Origin of the sequence: Celeribacter ethanolicus, from assembly GCF_002407265.1 — a bacterium.
Taxonomy (GTDB): Bacteria; Pseudomonadota; Alphaproteobacteria; order Rhodobacterales; family Rhodobacteraceae; genus Celeribacter; species Celeribacter ethanolicus.
The window spans coordinates 3,184,249-3,201,573 of record NZ_CP022196.1; the positions used below are offsets into that span (position 1 = coordinate 3,184,249).

At 59.8% G+C, this 17,325-nt stretch carries 15 protein-coding genes; 6 read left to right on the forward strand and 9 right to left on the reverse strand.

Features of this window, described 5'->3' with window-relative positions; all coding sequences use genetic code 11:
* Positions 1–7 precede the first annotated feature (7 nt).
* The 6 genes from CEW89_RS15690 to CEW89_RS15715 form a co-directional block, all read right to left on the reverse strand.
* Positions 8–877 carry a DUF4123 domain-containing protein gene (locus tag CEW89_RS15690; protein WP_157779891.1) on the reverse strand — a complete coding sequence of 290 codons (870 nt, stop codon included), beginning with the start codon at positions 875–877 and terminating at the stop codon, positions 8–10.
* Between the two features lie 320 nt (positions 878–1,197).
* A complete protein-coding gene (locus tag CEW89_RS15695; protein WP_066709986.1) occupies positions 1,198–1,458 on the reverse strand; it encodes a PAAR domain-containing protein in 261 nt (86 codons plus the stop codon).
* A 33-nt stretch (positions 1,459–1,491) separates the two neighbouring features.
* On the reverse strand, positions 1,492–2,121 hold the full coding sequence (locus CEW89_RS20910; protein ID WP_157779892.1) for a hypothetical protein: 630 nt from the start codon (positions 2,119–2,121) through the stop codon (positions 1,492–1,494).
* Positions 2,121–3,119, reverse strand: coding sequence for a DUF4123 domain-containing protein (locus CEW89_RS15705; RefSeq protein WP_096806529.1), 999 nt, complete (start codon positions 3,117–3,119; stop codon positions 2,121–2,123). The genes CEW89_RS20910 and CEW89_RS15705 overlap by 1 nt, the downstream gene beginning before the upstream one ends.
* A 32-nt stretch (positions 3,120–3,151) precedes the next feature.
* Complete coding sequence (locus CEW89_RS15710; RefSeq protein ID WP_096806530.1) at positions 3,152–5,200, reverse strand: type VI secretion system Vgr family protein; 2,049 nt, start codon at positions 5,198–5,200, stop codon at positions 3,152–3,154.
* 313 nt (positions 5,201–5,513) lie between these two features.
* Positions 5,514–6,419, reverse strand: coding sequence for a LysR family transcriptional regulator (locus CEW89_RS15715; protein WP_096806531.1), 906 nt, complete (start codon positions 6,417–6,419; stop codon positions 5,514–5,516).
* A gap of 89 nt (positions 6,420–6,508) precedes the next feature.
* Between CEW89_RS15715 and CEW89_RS15720 the strand changes: the two genes are divergently transcribed.
* From CEW89_RS15720 to CEW89_RS15745, 6 genes are all read left to right on the forward strand, one after another.
* Positions 6,509–7,651 (forward strand): ABC transporter ATP-binding protein, encoded by a 1,143-nt coding sequence (locus CEW89_RS15720; RefSeq protein WP_096806532.1) that lies wholly within the window; start codon positions 6,509–6,511, stop codon positions 7,649–7,651.
* On the forward strand, positions 7,644–8,615 hold the full coding sequence (locus CEW89_RS15725; protein WP_198403441.1) for a carbohydrate ABC transporter permease: 972 nt from the start codon (positions 7,644–7,646) through the stop codon (positions 8,613–8,615). Before CEW89_RS15720 ends, CEW89_RS15725 begins: the two co-directional genes overlap by 8 nt.
* Complete coding sequence (locus tag CEW89_RS15730) at positions 8,612–9,508, forward strand: carbohydrate ABC transporter permease (RefSeq protein WP_096806533.1); 897 nt, start codon at positions 8,612–8,614, stop codon at positions 9,506–9,508. The genes CEW89_RS15725 and CEW89_RS15730 overlap by 4 nt, the downstream gene beginning before the upstream one ends.
* Before the next feature lie 40 nt (positions 9,509–9,548).
* The gene (locus CEW89_RS15735) at positions 9,549–10,790 is read left to right on the forward strand and encodes an ABC transporter substrate-binding protein (RefSeq protein WP_096806534.1); all 1,242 of its coding nucleotides are present in this window, start codon (positions 9,549–9,551) and stop codon (positions 10,788–10,790) included.
* 63 nt (positions 10,791–10,853) lie between these two features.
* A complete protein-coding gene (locus tag CEW89_RS15740; protein ID WP_096806535.1) occupies positions 10,854–11,705 on the forward strand; it encodes a phosphodiesterase in 852 nt (283 codons plus the stop codon).
* Positions 11,705–12,439 carry an HAD-IIA family hydrolase gene (locus tag CEW89_RS15745; protein ID WP_096806536.1) on the forward strand — a complete coding sequence of 245 codons (735 nt, stop codon included), beginning with the start codon at positions 11,705–11,707 and terminating at the stop codon, positions 12,437–12,439. The genes CEW89_RS15740 and CEW89_RS15745 overlap by 1 nt, the downstream gene beginning before the upstream one ends.
* Before the next feature lie 333 nt (positions 12,440–12,772).
* Here the strand turns inward: CEW89_RS15745 and CEW89_RS15750 are convergent, their stop codons facing one another.
* From CEW89_RS15750 to purU, 3 genes are all read right to left on the reverse strand, one after another.
* Entirely contained in the window at positions 12,773–15,334 is a 2,562-nt protein-coding gene (locus CEW89_RS15750) for a GcvT family protein (RefSeq protein ID WP_096806537.1), read from the reverse strand.
* A 166-nt stretch (positions 15,335–15,500) separates the two neighbouring features.
* Positions 15,501–16,388: a bifunctional methylenetetrahydrofolate dehydrogenase/methenyltetrahydrofolate cyclohydrolase FolD gene (gene folD, locus CEW89_RS15755; RefSeq protein ID WP_096806538.1), complete on the reverse strand. Its 888-nt coding sequence runs from the start codon at positions 16,386–16,388 to the stop codon at positions 15,501–15,503.
* 62 nt (positions 16,389–16,450) lie between these two features.
* The gene (purU, locus tag CEW89_RS15760) at positions 16,451–17,308 is read right to left on the reverse strand and encodes a formyltetrahydrofolate deformylase (protein WP_096806539.1); all 858 of its coding nucleotides are present in this window, start codon (positions 17,306–17,308) and stop codon (positions 16,451–16,453) included.
* Between the last annotated feature and the right edge of the window lie 17 nt (positions 17,309–17,325).

The following is a 17,325-nucleotide window of genomic DNA, read 5'->3' on the forward strand; positions in this document are numbered from 1 at the left end:
CCCGCCGCTAGCCCATTGTCTCTTCGAGGGCGATCATCCGTGTCTTGATCTGTTCAAAGCGCCATTCTGGCGGTGCATCGGATTGCATGAAGCCAGCGATGGCACCGGTTTTGTCCATGCTCTCGAAATCCGGGCCAAAGTTGATTGCCCAGGCGCAGAAGACGTAAAGCATGTCGAGATGGGCAAAACCCTGCGTGACGGCACGGCGCATCTGGGTATCGCAAAACGCGGTGAGCGGCAGCTCAATGGCCGTGACCTGCTGTGGAAAGGCCTGACGCAACTGATCCGCGACCTTCGCCACGTCACGATTCCATTGCAGCCGGTGCAACGCATCGAAATCCGATCGGTCCAGACGAAATTGTCCGCCGCCCAGATCGTTTCTTGTCAGTTCTGTGCCGCGCTCGAATTGCAAAAGATAGGCGTCATGCGTGAAATTGCGGACTGGGGCCCAAATCGCGTCGATTTGCGTCCTCGTGTCATGGGGGAAAACCCAGCGGGCGGCTTTCTGCGGGTCGGTTGCGGCGTTGGAGAAATAGACCTCGGCGACTTCAGGCTGCCAGAATCTGAAGTAATAGGCTTTTTCTCGGGCATCGAGCACGCGCATGAATCTGCGCAGATGGGATCTGAGATCGGACAGGGGCATTGAGGTGCTGATGAAAATACCGGCCTGAGCATCCCAGAAAGCGCCAGCCTGTATCTTCGCCTCTTCGGTACAACTCAGCAACCCCCGCAGCACGTCATTGTCTTCTGAAAACTCGGCAAGATAGGGCGCGACGTCTTTTCCGGTCTCGGCGAGGTCTCCGGAAAACAGGCTCATATGCGGGATATTTCCTGCCTCGAGCAGCACCGGAAGACATGCGAGGCGTCCGGCATCCATGACGGCAAATATCGTCCTTCTTTCGTTCAGGAACCCCGTCGGGAAAAACGGTTCGGTGAAGCTTTGCTCTGTGTTTCCTTTGAGAATGGGAATGTTTTCAGAGGATTTATGCACGGAGAGAGCCGGGAGGACGGGGCGTCTCATGGGATTCTCGAAGGCGGCATCCGGTTCTGACCAATCCTCTTTGACCATGGCTGCCTCCTTTGAATGACGATCTGGCTGTTTCTCTCGGCAAAACCGACCAGAATGGCGGTTTGCTTTTCACGCCTGTCTCGCGCCGCCGACGAAACACGAGACAGCGTGACGGAACGCGTCAAAAGTTAAAGTGTTTTCGACGAGTGAGACCCCGAGACAATCGTTCCGCCGCCGGATGTCTTGGCGCCGATCACGGCGACCGGCTTGCCGTCGCAGGTCGAACCGGAGGAGCCCGAGACAATCACGCAGCCACAGGCGCATTTGTCACCGATCCGCGCGATCGGCCGGCCGTCGACAAGGGCAGAGCCCCCGGACACGATGCTGTTGGTGCCATGCCCTTTGATGGGGCAAACATGAGTGTCTCCGACGCGGGCAACGGGTTTCATGATGTGTGTCCTCTGTTTCGGGGGCCGTTTAGGTTAGTATCGTTCGGTAAGATTGGGTGCGTAATGCGGGTTTTGCAGGTGAGTGTTGACGTCCATCTCGGTATGATTCGAGGACGGGGCATCGGCATAATCATAGGTGCCCATGTCGGTGCTGGTGTCGTCAAGTTGTCCTTTGTAATAGCGGCATTGCCAACCGCGTTCGGAATCCGAAAGGCCATATAGCAACCGGAATGTCATACTGTCATGCTCTCTATTTCCTAGGCCAGCATCGCCATGGAATATCGGCGCCGTGAAACCACTGTCTGGCTCCCATTGGCTGCTTGTGTGATCCTCGTAGAACAAAAGCACCTTTCTCTCGGGATTGCGCCCGTGCCGGGGAATGACCTTGTAGACAGGTTGCGGCGGTGATGAAGGACACTTGTTACACGCATTGCGCTCAATATGCGCTCGGCTGTCTCCGGTGATCGGATCGCCGACGTTGACTTGTTCGCAAACCTTTTCCGTACCACAATTTGCCACCGGACAGTTGTAATCAGGAACAGGACTATCTGCCGGATTTCGCGGCTCCTGATTAAAAAGGTCGCCGACATTAGCCACCATTTCACCCACAACAGTTTTCGGGCCGGATCCCGCAGTATTGGCCGCATCACTATTGCCAGCCATCACTTGGTCTCCCAGTTGCGGGGGATGTCATGCCATTGCTCTTCTGGCCGGCCAAAGCGATTGGCTTTGTAAAAAAGTAACTCAACCGTTTCTCTGTCGTGTGGAAAGTTTTCGTCAAACATAACTGATAACAGAAAGATTGCGCGCGCACCTGGGTGCTCTTTACCTGCACCATCGTAGGCGTGGCGCCAATACTTTGAATTCGTGCTGACAGACGGGTCGATCAGCCGGATAAGCGTCATCGCCAGCACAGAGTTGTCTGTCATACTTTCGAGTTTTTTTGCATCCGCGATGCCGTCTTCGACGATCTGGGAAAGCTGCTCTTCCGGCATATCCTCGGCATATTGCCACCAGACGATGCGCAGATAGCGTTTGAGCCGGTCTTTAAAGACCTGACTCGTCACATCCTCCATCGCCTGAACCTGTTCGGCGCGAAACAGATAATGCTCCCCGACCCCAAGTTTAAGCGGCGCCGTATTCCGAACAACTGCTTCGGGCGTGGCCACCTCAAGCTGGCCATCTTGAAAACCGATCAGATGTTGTGCTGGCCCATAAAAACTATGTGCTTCGGCGGCACTCAAGGTTGCGAGAAAGGCGAACAGAATTCTGGGATCGAAAAAGCGGAACATGACAGGTTGATCCTCATTTGGAATGCGAACGGATATCCATTTTTTCCAATGCCGACGCAGCTGGTGTATATCGACTGTTTCCGGTGCAATGAGGCCGATTGCCACATTTTGGTTTCTGAGATTCTTGATCAAATGTTTCCAGTTGGCGATGTCGCGTGCGTTCAACTGGACAATGTAAGGCGCTTCTGTTTGCTCTAAAACACCTTCCCCTTTGCCATACAGGTTGGCGTATGGAAGATCAGATTCCTCAAGCGCGTCCCCCAGTTCAGGAAAGGAGTCCGGGTCAACAACAAGATAAACACGACCGCGCCGCAGCACTTCTCTGAAATGAAAATGGGATGCTTTCCAGAGTGTATAGACCCCGTCCATTATGATTTTCTCTTAACAAAGGCCTGACCCTTTTATGAGGCATCGGATCGCGCCGCTGCGCATTCCTCGCAAAGCGGAAGCCCTTCGTTGGCGGCGAGTTTCAGCGTCTGCACCTGACCGCTGCCAGACCCACCCATGGACACATTCCCTTTGAGGCGAATGTTCGGAGCTTCAAGCGTGATCCCCGAGCCGTCGATGGTGATCTTGCCGCCCGGACCCGTGATCTGGAACTTCTCGAACGCCATCAGCGTGTGCTTGCCGGTGTTGTTGGTGATCGAGGTGCCGACGTCGAGCGTATATTTGCCCGCGACTTCGCCGGTAAAATTGCGACCGGTTTCATAGAGGTGATCGGCATAGATCGACTGTTTGTAGATGTTGCCGACCCGGTGCAGGTGGTCCTTGCCGTAGCTTTCCTGCTGATTCTGGCCGACGGTGTAATACATGTCGTTGCCGATGTTCTCACGGTGGTCGTGACCGACAGAGATCGTCTTGTCGTTGCCGATGGATTCGGACTGATCATTGCCGACGCTTTTGCTGCGGTCATGGCCGATGGAATGGCTTTCGTCATTCTCGATGATGGTGTTGTGGTCCTTTTGCGCATGCATAAAGACCTCTTCCTCACCCCTCTCGTCCTCGAAGCGGAACTCGTTGTAGCCGCTGCCTTGGTGGGTGTCGGATTTGAATGTCGAGACGGTCTTGTTCGCGGGCAGCTCATACGGCACCGCGTTCTTGCCGTTATAAACGCACCCGGTGACCAGCGGTTTGTCCGGGTCGCCGTCGAGGAATTCGACCACGACTTCCATGCCGATCCGAGGGATGACCATGCCACCCCAGCCGTTGCCCGCCCAGCTCTGCGACACACGGCAGCGCATGGAGTAGGCTGCGTCCAAATCCCAGTGGAACTGCACCAGAATGCGCCCGTACTCGTCGCAGTCGATCTCGCCGTCGCCCACGACCACCGCGGTTTGCGGCCCTTTCACATCCGCACGCGCGGTCTTGAGCTCCGGCACCAGAGGCGCGTCGGCGGGCAGCAAAACATAGCGCCCGGTGTAGGCGTAGCCGTCGCCCTCTTCGCCGCCGGAGCCGTAATTGTCCGACGTGTAGCTGTGATGCGCCACGAGGCAGAGGTAGTCCTCTCCCGTGCCCGGCAGAGGCTCGCCGCCAAGCGTCACCCGCAGCCCCGCGCCAAGCGCAGGAATATCGCCCTGCGCCTCAAAGCGCCGGTCCTGGCCGGTCTCGCCTTCTGAGCGCAGCCGCGCGACCACATCGCCACGGCCCTGGTCGAGGTAATCCCCCGGCCAGTCAAAACTCTCGATCTGGCCCTGAGCATAGGTCGAAGAAGATGAAGAATTGGTTTCCATCGCCGCGGTCGGCGTCTTGAAATTGTAATCCGTCAGCCGCACAGCCCCGGTCGTGATCCGCCGCGCCGGACGCCATTCCCAGAAGTGCTCGATTTCCTCCTGGTGGTGGCCATCATAGGGCTTGAACGGGCGCGCGCCGATGGTCGCATGGCTCTCGACAATGTCGGTCAGAACCATCAGGTGAGAGCCGCTATCCTGTTCAAAATGATAGGAAATCCCGTGCCGTTCCATGAGGCGCGCGGCGAAATCCATGTCGCTTTCTCGGTATTGAACGGTGTATTCGAGTTCCGGGTAATCGAGCGTCAGCCGGGGCTCCATCTTGCCCGCCGAGGCATAGGCACCGAGGAGCTCGGCGAGGATGTCGATCACGGTTTTATTGTGAAAAATCCGCTGGTTGCGGCGCAAAGAGGCGAGCCAGAACCAGGGTTTGAGCGTCAACCGATAGCGATGCCCATTCTCGCCCGCGCCCATCCACCGCGCTTCGGAAATGATGCCGTCAAAAGGCTTATCCGAGCCGTCATGGGTGCGCAGGGTTACGGTGGCATGGGTGCCCAAAAGCGCATCGAAATCAATATCATCGGCGGAGGCGAGACAGTCGACGTGGTAGGTGAAAAGCCCGTTGACCCGCTCCTCGCCTTCAAAGCGCATCAGGACCAAAACGTCCTCGCCAAGTGCGGTGGTCAGGCGACCCATGCGGGAGGTTTGCGAGAAGAAATTCATGCGAGAAACCGGAAGACTATGAATGCGTTGGCGTGAGTGTAACCTCGTGAGAGAGCAACTCAAGGGGAAAATGACGGGTGCCGCGTCAGCCGGCCGATATCCGTTGGGGCCGTTTCGACCGACGAGAAACGCTGATTGGACACAGGTTTCTCACGCAATGGACCCAAGGAACGGTCACGCTCTGTATCTGAAACTGGACGCCGTATGAAAATGATCTGAGCGTCGGGATTGTGACCTAATCTCGCATTGGGATGAGATCGGTTTGCGCTGGCTTTCCGGGCTACAATGCGCTTTTTCTGTCTGCAAGCCGGTTTCAGTTTCCCATGAGAGGGGAAATCTCCAAAGCCATGAAAGCCTTTGTCAGAGGGGTGGATATGCCGCTCAGGGAAAAGACATAATCGTCGCGCTCCCGGTGCATTTCACCACAGGGAATCTGAACGAGATCGGCGGGGCGACTGGCGCCCTTGCTCCACATGAAGCCGACCCCAAGTTCTTGGGTCACCGCATCGAGCACCCCGTCACGGGTGTCCATGACGATGGATGGGCGGGGCATAATGCCCGCGCGTCGAAAGGCGTCGTCCACCACGCGCTGGGTCGATGAGCCCTGTGTGCGAAATATGAGCCGCTCAGCGGCAAGCTCGGCGCAGGAGATCGCCGAGCGTGAGGCAAGAGGGTGTGACGGCGGAACGATGACGACAACAGATTGGCCCTGAATCTTCCTGCGTTGGAACCGCGCCTGTTCCGGCGGCTCGGGCAGTACGCCGACATCGACACGTCCTTCTCCGACAGCGTCCACGATCCGCCCCCAACTGCCCATCTCGATCTTGACCTCGACACCGGGAAAGCGGTCCCGGAACCTGCGGATCAGCGCCATCCCCGGAAGCGGGTTGCCCAGCCCAATACGCAGTTCGCCAGAGTCCATGCTGTGATGCTGGTTCAGGAGTTCGGCGATTTGTGATCCTCCATCCTCGATCTCGCGCGACAGCGGATAAATCTGTTGGCACAGCCGGGTCGGCACCATGTCATTCGCGGCGCGTTTGAACATGTCTGTGCCGAGCGCGCGTTCCAGATCGCGGATCTGTTGGCTAACGGTGGCCTGTGACACGCCCATTCGGCGGGCGGCGGCGGAGAAGCTGCCGGTCTCCATCACGGCATTGAGCGCGCGCAGGCGCGATAACGTCAGGACGGAGAGGATTTCTTTCGGCGACAAGGTTTTCATGCGGTCGCTATAGGGGATTCCTGTAACTGTAACATGACTGTCGCAGAAACTTCCTATGACGCCCCTCGAACGATGTTTGAGAGGCCCCTATGGCAACCGTCCAACTGCACAAGATCAAAAAGTCCTTCGGCGGCACAGATGTGCTTAAGGGGGTGAGCCTCGACATTGCCGATGGAGAGTTCCTGTCGCTGGTCGGGCCGTCGGGCTGTGGCAAGTCCACGCTGCTGCGCATCCTTGCGGGGCTTGAGACGCAGACATCCGGTACGGTGTCCATTGGTGGGCGCCCGGTCGACGGGTTGCGCGCGGCGGATCGCGATCTGGCGATGGTGTTTCAGAGCTACGCGCTTTACCCGCATTTGACCGTGGCCGAAAACATCGCCGTGCCGCTCACCATGCGGCGGCTTTCGGGGGCGCAGCGTTTGCCCGGAATCGGGCCGTTCCTTCCCGGCAGCCGCGCCCTGCGTCAGGAGATCGCCACGACTGTGCGCGAGGCCGCAGAGATGCTCGACATCGCGCATCTTCTCGATCGCAAACCCGGGCAACTGTCGGGTGGGCAACGTCAACGCGTCGCCGTCGGGCGCGCCTTGGTGCGCGAACCTTCGGCCTTTCTGCTCGATGAGCCGCTGTCCAACCTCGATGCGAAAATGCGGGTGCATATGCGCGCCGAGATTGCCCAGCTCAACCGCCGCCTTGGCGCGACCTTCGTCTATGTCACCCACGATCAGGCCGAGGCCATGACCATGTCCGACCGGATCGCGGTGATGATGGAGGGCGAGCTGTTGCAGGTCGGCACGCCGGATGCGCTTTACGATCGCCCCGCCGACATTCGTGTCGCGCAATTCATCGGCTCCCCCGCGATCAACATCCTGCCTGTCGAGACCGACGACACCGGCATGATCCGGCTCTATGGGGCGCAAACGGGGTTTCGTGCAGACCGTGCCCAGATCGAACATCTGGGCGTGCGGCCCGAGGCCTTGATGCCTTGCGATGACAATGAACTTTTGTCGGGTCGTGTGCGGCTGATCGAAAACCTTGGCTCCGATCTGTTCGTCCAACTGGATGTGCCCGGTGTGCCACGCCCGGTGGTGCTGCGCCTGTCGCCGTCTGCGCGGGGCAGGTTGCGTCCGGGCGAGCTGATGCATTTGCGTGCCGACAGGGACCGGGTCGTGGGATTTGACGCAGGCGGCAAGGCGGCGCCGCTTTTGCGGGCGGAGGTGCCTGCGCATGTCTGATGTTCTGATGTCTTCGCTGCCACGTGCCCGGCGCAGTGCGCGCCCGGAAGATCAACAGGCCCGCGCCGGGACGTTATTGGTCTCGCCCGCTGTGATCTTATTGGTCGTGATCCTGATCCTGCCGGTGGCGGTCGCCTTCGTGCTGTCGTTCTCCGATTACACGCTGGGTCGGGACACGCTCGAATGGATTGGGTTCGACAATTACGCCGACATCTTCACCCGCTCGAGTTATCGCAAGATGATCGTCGCAACCGTGCTCTACGTTGTGGTCACCGTGCCGGCCTCCGTCGGGCTGGGCCTTGGCGCAGCACTTTTGATCCGGTCGCTCAAGGTCGGGCAGAACCTCTACAAGACGGTCTATTTTCTGCCTGTCATGGCCTCCTTGCTCGCGATGGCCATCGTCTGGGAATTCGCGCTGCATCCGACGCTCGGCATCGTCAATCGCACGCTGGCGCTTGGCTGTGGCTCCCCGCTTGAGCTTTGGCCCTGGTACGCGCGCAGTTGTGCCGAGGGCTTCCCGCTCTGGCTCGGGGATCGCGACTATGCGCTCTGGACGCTGGCTTTCATCGGCATCTGGCAGAGCTTCGGCTTCAACATGGTGCTCTATCTGGCGGGGCTGACCTCCGTGCCGCGTGACCTTTACGGTGCGGCGGAAATGGACGGGGTGCGCGCGCCTTGGGAGCGGTTTCGACTGATCACATGGCCGATGCTGGGACCGACGACGGTCTTTGTCGTGACCATCACCATGATCCGCTCGTTTCAGGTCTTCGACACGGTCGAGGCGTTGACCCACGGCGGTCCGGCCAAGTCCACCTATGTGATGATCTACGCCATTTACGAAAAGGGTATCGCCCAGAACCTCGTGGGCCTCGGCGCGGCGATCACCATGCTGTTTTTGGGCTTCGTGATGCTGATCTCTGTCGCCCAACGCCGCTTTGTCGAACGTAAGGTGCATTACCAATGACACACCACCGTTTCTCTTCCCGCCAGACGCTCGCCCATCTCGTGCTGATCTTCGGTGCCGTGATCGTGCTGCTGCCGTTCTACGTCATGCTCACCACCTCGTTCAAATCCTCCGTCGAGATTGCCTCCGGCACCGGCGGCCTGTTCGGGGCGCAAGAGTTGGTGCTGGACCAAAGCTGCGTGAATCTTGGCGGCTCTGAACAGGACTGCCTCACCCGACCTTTGATCGACAATTACCATCAGGCGTTTACCGCCGCCCCGCTCTGGCGCTACCTGCTCAATGGCGTGATCGTCACCGCTTCGATTTTTGTGCTGCAAACGCTGATCGCGGTGCCCGCCGCCTATGCCTTGGCAAAGCTCAGGTTCTGGGGACGCGACGCGGCCTTTGGTCTTGTGCTCTTCTGCCTGTTGATCCCGGTACATGCGATTGCCCTGCCGCTCTATCTCATGCTCGCCAAACTCGGCCTGACCAACAGCTATGCCGCGCTCATCCTGCCGTGGATCGTCTCGGCCTTTGGCATCTTCCTGATGCGGCAGTTCTTCATGACCGTGCCTGACGATCTGATCGACGCCGCGCGCATGGACGGCATGGGCGAGTTTGCAATCATCTGGCGGGTCATGTTGCCGACCGCGATCCCGGCGCTTCTGGCCTTTGCGATCTTCTCGGTCGTGGCGCATTGGAACGACTATTTCTGGCCGCGCATCGTCCTCACAGGGGATCGCAACCTGTTCACCCCGCCTTTGGGGCTGCGCGAATTCAAAGGCGATCTCGATGGCGATTTCTACGGGCCGATGATGGCCACCGCCACGGTGATCGTCACGCCCCTCGTCGTGGCCTTCCTCCTTGCCCAGCGTCGCTTCATCGACGGCATCACGCTGACCGGTATGAAATAACCTCCCTTCCTCTCCTCCTCTCCTCAAAAGGACTGATCCGATGAAATACCTTCTGCCGCTGGCGGCCTCCGCCATGCTCCTCGCCCCGGCTGCCTATGCGGTCGATATCGAGGTGGCCTATGCCTATTCCTCCGTTTTCGACCCGACCTTCGAGCGGATCATGGAGGCCTTCGAGACCGCGCATCCCGACATCCATGTCACCTTCCGCGCCACCTACGAAGATTACGAAGACGCCACCAACACCATCCTGCGCGAGGCCGTCGCGGATACGCTGCCCGATGTGTCCTTTCAGGCCCTGAACCGTCAGGCTCTGCTGGTCGAACGTGGTATCGCCAAACCTCTTGATCCTTACATTGCCGAAGAAGAGGGGTTCGAAACCGCAGGCTATCACAAGGCGATGCTTGATCTGTCGAGCTTCGACGGCCAGATTTACGGCCTGCCGTTTTCGGTCTCCACGCCCATCGGGTTCTACAACATGGACATCTTGCGCGCGGCTGGTGTCGAGACCATCCCGACCACATGGGACGAGGTCGTCGAGACCTGCCGGGCGATCAATGCCAAGGGCGAGCACGATGCGATCTTCTGGCATTGGGACATTTCCGGCAACTGGCTGTTGCAGGCGGCGATGTGGTCGCAGGGCGTGCCAATGATCGAAGATGGCAAGCTCAACATGGACAACCCGGAGGGCGTTCGTGCGCTTGAAACCGCCAAGGCGATCTTCCACGAATGTGCGATGAAACCCGTCTCTGGTGGCGATGCCTCGAAACAATTCGCGGCAGGCGATCTGGGTATGTTCTTCAGCTCCACCGCCTATGTCGGCTTCGTGGATCGCTCGAAACTGGGCGACTGGGACTTTGTCACCGCGCCCTATCCGGGCATCGACGATGCACCCAAGGCCCTGCCTGCGGGCGGCAATTCCGCCATGTTGACCTCGACATCCGACGACCCGGAGGTGCTTGAGGCCGCATGGCAGTTCATCAAGTTCACCACCTCCGGCGAAGGCGCCGCAGCGGTGGCGCTGACCACCGGCTACGTGCCGCCGAACAAGGTGGCGAACGATCTCTTGATGGACAATTTCTACGCCGAGAACCCGAACAAGCTGACCGCTGTGAACCAGCTTCCGCTTCTGTCCGAATGGTTCGCCTATCCGGGCGACAACGGGCTGGCGGTGACGCAGGTGATCGAGGACAGTCTCGAATCCATCCTTGTGGGCGATGCCGACGATATGGAAGAGCTGCGTGACGAAATGGTCGATGAGGTCAACGCGCTTTTGCCGCACTGATCTCACCTGACTGTCCGGCGCAGCGCCCGCTCCGCGCTGCGCCGGTTTTTCAAGGATATTGCTATGACCACTTCCCTCCGCTTCGCCGTCCTGACGGATTTGCATTTCGTGCCTGCGGGCCAGACGATCTACGGGTTCGACCCGCGCGAGAACCTGCGCCGGGCGCTGACTTTCCTAGACACCCTGCCGCAGGTTGATTTCCTATTGATCTGTGGCGATCTCACAGACCGTGCCGAACGGGCCGCCTATGAGAGCCTGCGCGAGGAACTGGCTGCGCTGTCGATCCCGGTGATCCTGATGCTCGGCAACCACGACGCCCGCGCACCGTTTCGTACCAGTTTCCCGGAGGCGGATGACGTCGACGGGTTCGTGCAGGGGCTGCATATCTTTGATCGGGCCAGCCTGATCACCCTCGATACACTAACCGAAGACGAACCGGGCCATCACGGACGTCTGTGCGAGAAACGTCTCGCCTTTCTGGAAGATGCGCTGCGCGAGGCGCCCACTGACCGCCCGATCCTTCTGTTCCAACACCATCCGCCGATGGAGCTGTCGATCCCGCCGATGGATGCGATCCGGTTGCGCGATGGGGATGCAGAGCTGGCCGTATTTGAGCGTGTCGGTCGCAAACCCGACTATTTGTTCATGGGCCATGTGCATCGCCCGATCTCCGGGCTGTGGCAGGGCATTCCCTATCACATCCAGCGCGCCTTAATGCATCAGGTACATCATGAATTCGATCAACCGGGTCGGATCATGGGGGCGATTGAGGCGCCCGATCTGGCCTATGTCACGGTGTCGGACGGCAATGTCCTGATCCACGACTGTTCCTTTGGCTATGACGGGCCGGTGTTCGATCTCGAAAGTACGGAGGCCGCCGCCGTGGCCCACCCGCAGGATCTGGAGCGCTCGTGATGCGGCTCGACGACTATGACGCGATCCTCTGCGATCTCGACGGCTGCCTGATCTCCGGGACCACGGTTTTGCCGGGGGCGAAAGACGTGCTCGATGCGGCGGGGGAACGGCTGGTGATCCTGAGCAACAACTCCACCGATACGCCGGAAACGCTGTCGTGCCGGTTGCAGGCGATGGAGCTACGCGTGCCACCTGAACGGATCGTGCTTGCAGGAACCGCAGCGCTCGATCATCTGGTCGCATTTCCAGATGCGCGGATTTGTCTGTATGGCTCTGAGGTCCTGCGAGACTATGCGCAAGAGCTTGGTCTGACCCTGACGCGCGCGGCGCCGACCCATGTGGTGCTGACCCGGGACGAGACTTATGGCTATGCCCAGCTTCGGGAAACCCTAGGCCTCATCGCCTCGGGGGCACAGCTCGTGGTGGCCAATCCGGACGTCAGTCATCCGGGCCCCGACGGGACGCCCGTGCCGGAAACCGGAAGCCTGCTGTCCGCGATCCTGAGCGTCCATCCGGAGCTGCCTTATGTCATCATCGGCAAGCCGGAACCTGGACTTTATAGGAATGCCCTGACGCGTTTCAAAGACGGTGTGGGGCGCGTGCTGGCAATCGGGGACAACCCGCGCACGGATGCCGAAGGTGCGGCACGCCTTGGCTTTGATTTTGCGCTTGTCGGTCCCGACACGGGGATATGGAGAGGGCTGGAGCGGTTTCTGAGGGAGCGGGCCGGGTAACGGGGCTGACCCTGTTCATTGTCCGAAGAACGCGTCTTGAGGCAATGAATGGCCGGTTTTCTGACACGAGATGCCCGGAGCGTATCATCGAGCTTCATGCGCCAGCCCGACATTCCGATCAAAGTCGGAAGAGCCTGTCGAATGCTGGCTCAAAGACGGGGATCGCTTTCAACAGCAGCTCCGGTCACGGCTGGATAAAAAGCCTGTGACAGATCGCCATTCATATTGTCTGTTATGCAAATGCGTTCCCCATAGTTGAGGAGCTCTCATATGGGAAACGCACTGATTTTGGGGCAATGAGCGATGTCGCTCATTGCTGTTTAAGGAAAGACCTTAGCTCCGTGGCTTGGTGTTTTCCGGGTCGTAGAGCGGCGCGTAGCCGACACCTGCAACCTCGACCGGGTAGGTCTCGTCGAGATAGGTGACGTTGAGCTTGCGGCCCACTTCACAATACTCTTTCGGCAGGTAAGCCAGCGCGATGTTCTTGCCCACGCTCGGACCGTAAGCCACCGAAGAGGTGAAGGAACGGCGGCCAAGCTCGTCGATCAGCACCTCACCCGTTTCCGGGTCCATCACCGGCATGGTGGTGTTCGGGTAGCGTTTCACACCGTTCTTGTCGGTATGCTCCAGCATCACGAGGGTACAGAGCATCGCCGGCTGGTGTTCACGGGCACGGTATTCGAGATGTTTCTCTTTCCCGCGGAAGTCCGCTTCTTTCACCTTCGGACGCGACAGGTCAGCCTCGTAGAGGTTGTACATTGTGTTCAGATCGGCGTTTTGCAGGCGCAGGGATTTTTCCAGACGACGGGAGTTGGCGTAGGTCTCGACACCCACGGCCATCACGCCGGTCTCACGCAGCGCGTCCCAAACGGCGAGGCCGTCCTCGTAGCGCATGTGAAGTTCCCAACCTTGTTCCCCCACGTAGGAGATGCGGAAGGCAGAGACTTTCTTGCTTGCGATCTCGATCGTCTTGATCGCCGCGAAGGGGAAGTTCTCTTTCTCCAGCATATCCGGATCGGCCACGACCTTTTTCAGGTTTTCGCGGGCGTTCGGACCCCAGATGCCGATGGTGGTGAAGTCTTCGGTCACATCCACGATGGTGACGTCGAGACCACGGTCCTCGGCCATGCGCTTCATGTACATGAGATCGCGCGGACCGGCGTCGGCACCGTTCACCAGACGGCAGCGGTCTTCCATGCGGAACACCGTGAAGTCGGCGCGGACCATGCCTTCGTCATCGAGCATGTGGGTGTAGATCCCCTTGCCGATGTTGTTGTCGCCACCGATTTTCGCCGCACAGAGATATTCCATCAGCTCGACGTGATCGGGACCCGAGATGTCGGTCATGTGGAAGTGCGACAGGTTGATGAGGCCGCAATCGGCGGACATCTCAAGCTGTTCGGCGTTGGACACGCGCCAGAAGTGACGGTTGTCCCACTCGGCTTCACGCACCGGAACCTGATCGGCGTATTTCTCAAGGAGATGCTCGTTGGCGGCATAGCCATGGGCCCGTTCCCAGCCACCGAGTTCCATGAAGTAGCCACCCAGCTCGACTTCGCGCTCATAGAAGGGCGAGCGACGCACGCCACGACCTTTGGAGAAGGGCTCGCGCGGGTGGATCGGCGGGTTGTAGATCTTCTTCGCGGTTTCCCAGCAACGGTCGGCGATGAACTCTTCGGTTAGCGCGAAATCGTTGAAGCGGGCGTAGTCGATGCCGTGGTGGTCGACATCGGTGCGGCCCTTGGTCATCCAGTCGGCGATGAGCTTGCCCATGCCGGGGCCGTCCTTGACCCAGATCGCGACCGCATACCACAACCCGCGCAGCTTGCGGCTTTCGCCCATGGACGGGCCACCGTCGGTGGTGGTTTGCAAGAGACCGTTGAACGAGTGACCTTCGTTGAAGCCCAGCTCCGCGAGGATCGGGGTCAGTTCCATGGCCTTCTCAAGCGGCTCGATCACGTCTTCCAGCACGAGGTCGCGCATTGACGGCCCGAGGCGGGCTTCGCCTTTCTCGAGAATGTCGCGCGGGTGCACCATGCGCGGCTCTTCTTCGTAGTAGTAGCCCCATTCGATCTGACCGCCCTCGGTGGTCGCAGGATCGCCGGTGTCGCGCAGATAGGCGGAGTTGCCCTGGTCGCGCAGCAGCGGACGACCGATTTCGAGGCCGGTGCCAGCGAATTCATCATAGGGCCCGAAGAAGGTCAGCGGGTGGTCGACCGGCATGACCGGAAGGTCTTCGCCTGCCATTTCGGCGATCAGACGGCCCCAGAGACCGGCACAGACCACAACGTAATCGGCCATGATGGTGCCGCGGTGGGTTTTCACACCGGTGACACGACCGTTCTCGGACAGAAGCTCCAGCGCCGGGGTGTTGGCGAAGACTTTGAGCTTGCCGGTTTTCTCGGCCTCATCCACCAGTTTGCCAGCAACGGTTTGCGACCGCGGCACAACGAGACCGGCGTCCGGGTCCCACATGGCGGCCTGGATCTGATCTTCTTCGAGCAGCGGGAATTTCTCTTTGGCTTCGGCCGGTGTGATCATTTTCACATTGGCACCGAAGGCGCGGGCGGAGTCGCAGCGGCGCTTCAGTTCGGTCAGACGGTCATCGTCGCCGACGCGGCAGACTTCAAGACCGCCGATGCGCGAATAGTGACCCATCTTCTCGTAGAAATCCATCGAGTACAGGGTACTCCAGGTGGACAACAGATCGTGGCTCGTGGCGTAGCAGAAGTCCGACGCGTGGCCGGTGGAGCCGATGTCGGTGGGGACGGCGGATTTGTCGATGCCGACAATATCGTCCCATCCGTTTTCGATGAGGTGGTGCGCCACGGAGGCGCCGACGATACCGCCGAGACCGACGATGACGACTTTGGCCCTGCTGGGGAACGAAGACATATCTCTCAATCCTTCTTTTCGAGGTGTTTGTCTGTGGAGGGCGCGGGGAGGGCGCGCCGGGAAGTCCGGGGAAAATGGTCGGCCCCGAAACCGACAACAGCCGCGCGGAGGAAAGTGTCCCCCGCGCGGCCGGAATGCGAACCGTCAGACATCTGGCGGTGTGGTGTCATGCACCCAGCTCCGGCACGTCGTAGCCTTTGCGCCGGTATGCGGCGATCAGCGTGTTGTGCATCAGCGTCATGATGGTCATCGGACCGACGCCGCCGGGAACCGGCGTGATGGCGCGGGCGCGGGTGGCCGCAGAGGCAAAATCGACATCGCCCACGAGGTGCTTTTCGCCGTCGCGGATGACGCGGCTGGTGCCCACGTCGATCACGGTGGCGCCTTCTTTGATCCACTCGCCCTTGATCATTTCGGCCTGACCGACGGCGGCCACGACGATGTCCGCCTTGCCGACTTTCTCCGGCAGATCCGCCGTGCGCGAATGCGCCATGGTGACGGTGCAGTTTTCAGCGAGCAGAAGCTGTGCCATCGGTTTGCCGACCAAAATCGACCGGCCCACGACAATGGCGTCGAGACCCGACAGAGACCCGAGCTGATCTTTCAGAAGCATCAGGCAGCCGAGCGGCGTGCAGGACACCAGCCCCGGCAGACCGGAGGTCAGATAGCCCGCGCTCAGCGGGTGCAGCCCGTCGACGTCCTTGGCGGGGTCAATGGCTTCGATCACAGAGAGGCTGTCGAGGTGACGGGGCAGGGGCAATTGGACGAGGATGCCGTCCACGGTCTCGTCGGCATTGAGTTGCGCGACAAGGTCCATGAGCGTCTCTTGCGTCGTGTCTTCGGGCAGCGTGTGCTCAAAGCTCTCCATGCCCAGCTTGCGGGCCATGCGGCCTTTCGAGCGGACATAGATTTCGCTGGCCGGATCGGAGCCCACCAGCACCACGGCCAGACCGGGCGCGCGGCCCGCCTTTTCCGTGAAGGTGGCGGCTTTCTCCGCGATCCGATCCCCGAGCCCGGCAGCAAAGGCTTTTCCGTCGATGATTTGTGCGGTCATGAACGTACCTCCTTGAAAAGCGAAAAGGGGGACCGGATGACCGGTCCCCTCCCGGACAGGGATTACGGATGGAAGACCACGGTGCGGTGGTCGTTCAGCATGACGCGGCCTTCGAGGTGATATTTCACTGCACGGGCCAGAACGCGGGATTCGATGTCGCGACCGGTGGCCACGAAATCCTCTGCCGACATGGAGTGGGTGACGCGCTCGGTTTCCTGCTCGATGATCGGGCCTTCGTCGAGATCCGGCGTCACATAGTGCGCGGTGGCCCCGATGAGTTTCACGCCGCGATCATAAGCCTGGTGATAGGGCTTGGCGCCTTTGAAAGACGGCAGGAAGGAGTGGTGGATGTTGATGATCATGCCGAAAAGCTGGGTCGACAGCTCGTTGGAAATCACCTGCATGTAGCGGGCGAGGATCACCAGCTCTGCACCGGTTTCCTGCACGAGCGCGGAAAGTTTTTCTTCCTGCTCGGCCTTGTTTTCCTTGTTCACCGGCCAGCAGTGGAACGGGATGCCTTCCTGATCGGCGACTTTGCGGGCGTCTTCGTGGTTCGACACGATGGCCACCACTTCGGCGTCGAGCCAGCCGGTTTTAATCTGGTAGAGAAGGTGCAGCATGGCGTGGTCGAATTTCGACACCATGATGATGATCTTCGGCTTGCGGGTCTCGTCCTCGACCTTGAGCTTGAGGCTGAAGCGATCGACGGAGGGTTTCAGGGCCAGTTCGATGGCATCCTTGGTCAGTTCTTCCGGGAAGAGGCAGGACATACGCAGGAAGAACTTGTTCGTCTTGCGGTCCCAGAACTGGTTTGATTCGGCGATGTTTGCGCCGCGCGAGGCCATGGCGGTGGTGACAGCGGCCACGATGCCCGGCTGGTCGTCACAGGCGATGCGCAGGGTGTAGGAATTGGAGCTCATGGGTTTGGTTCCGTTCA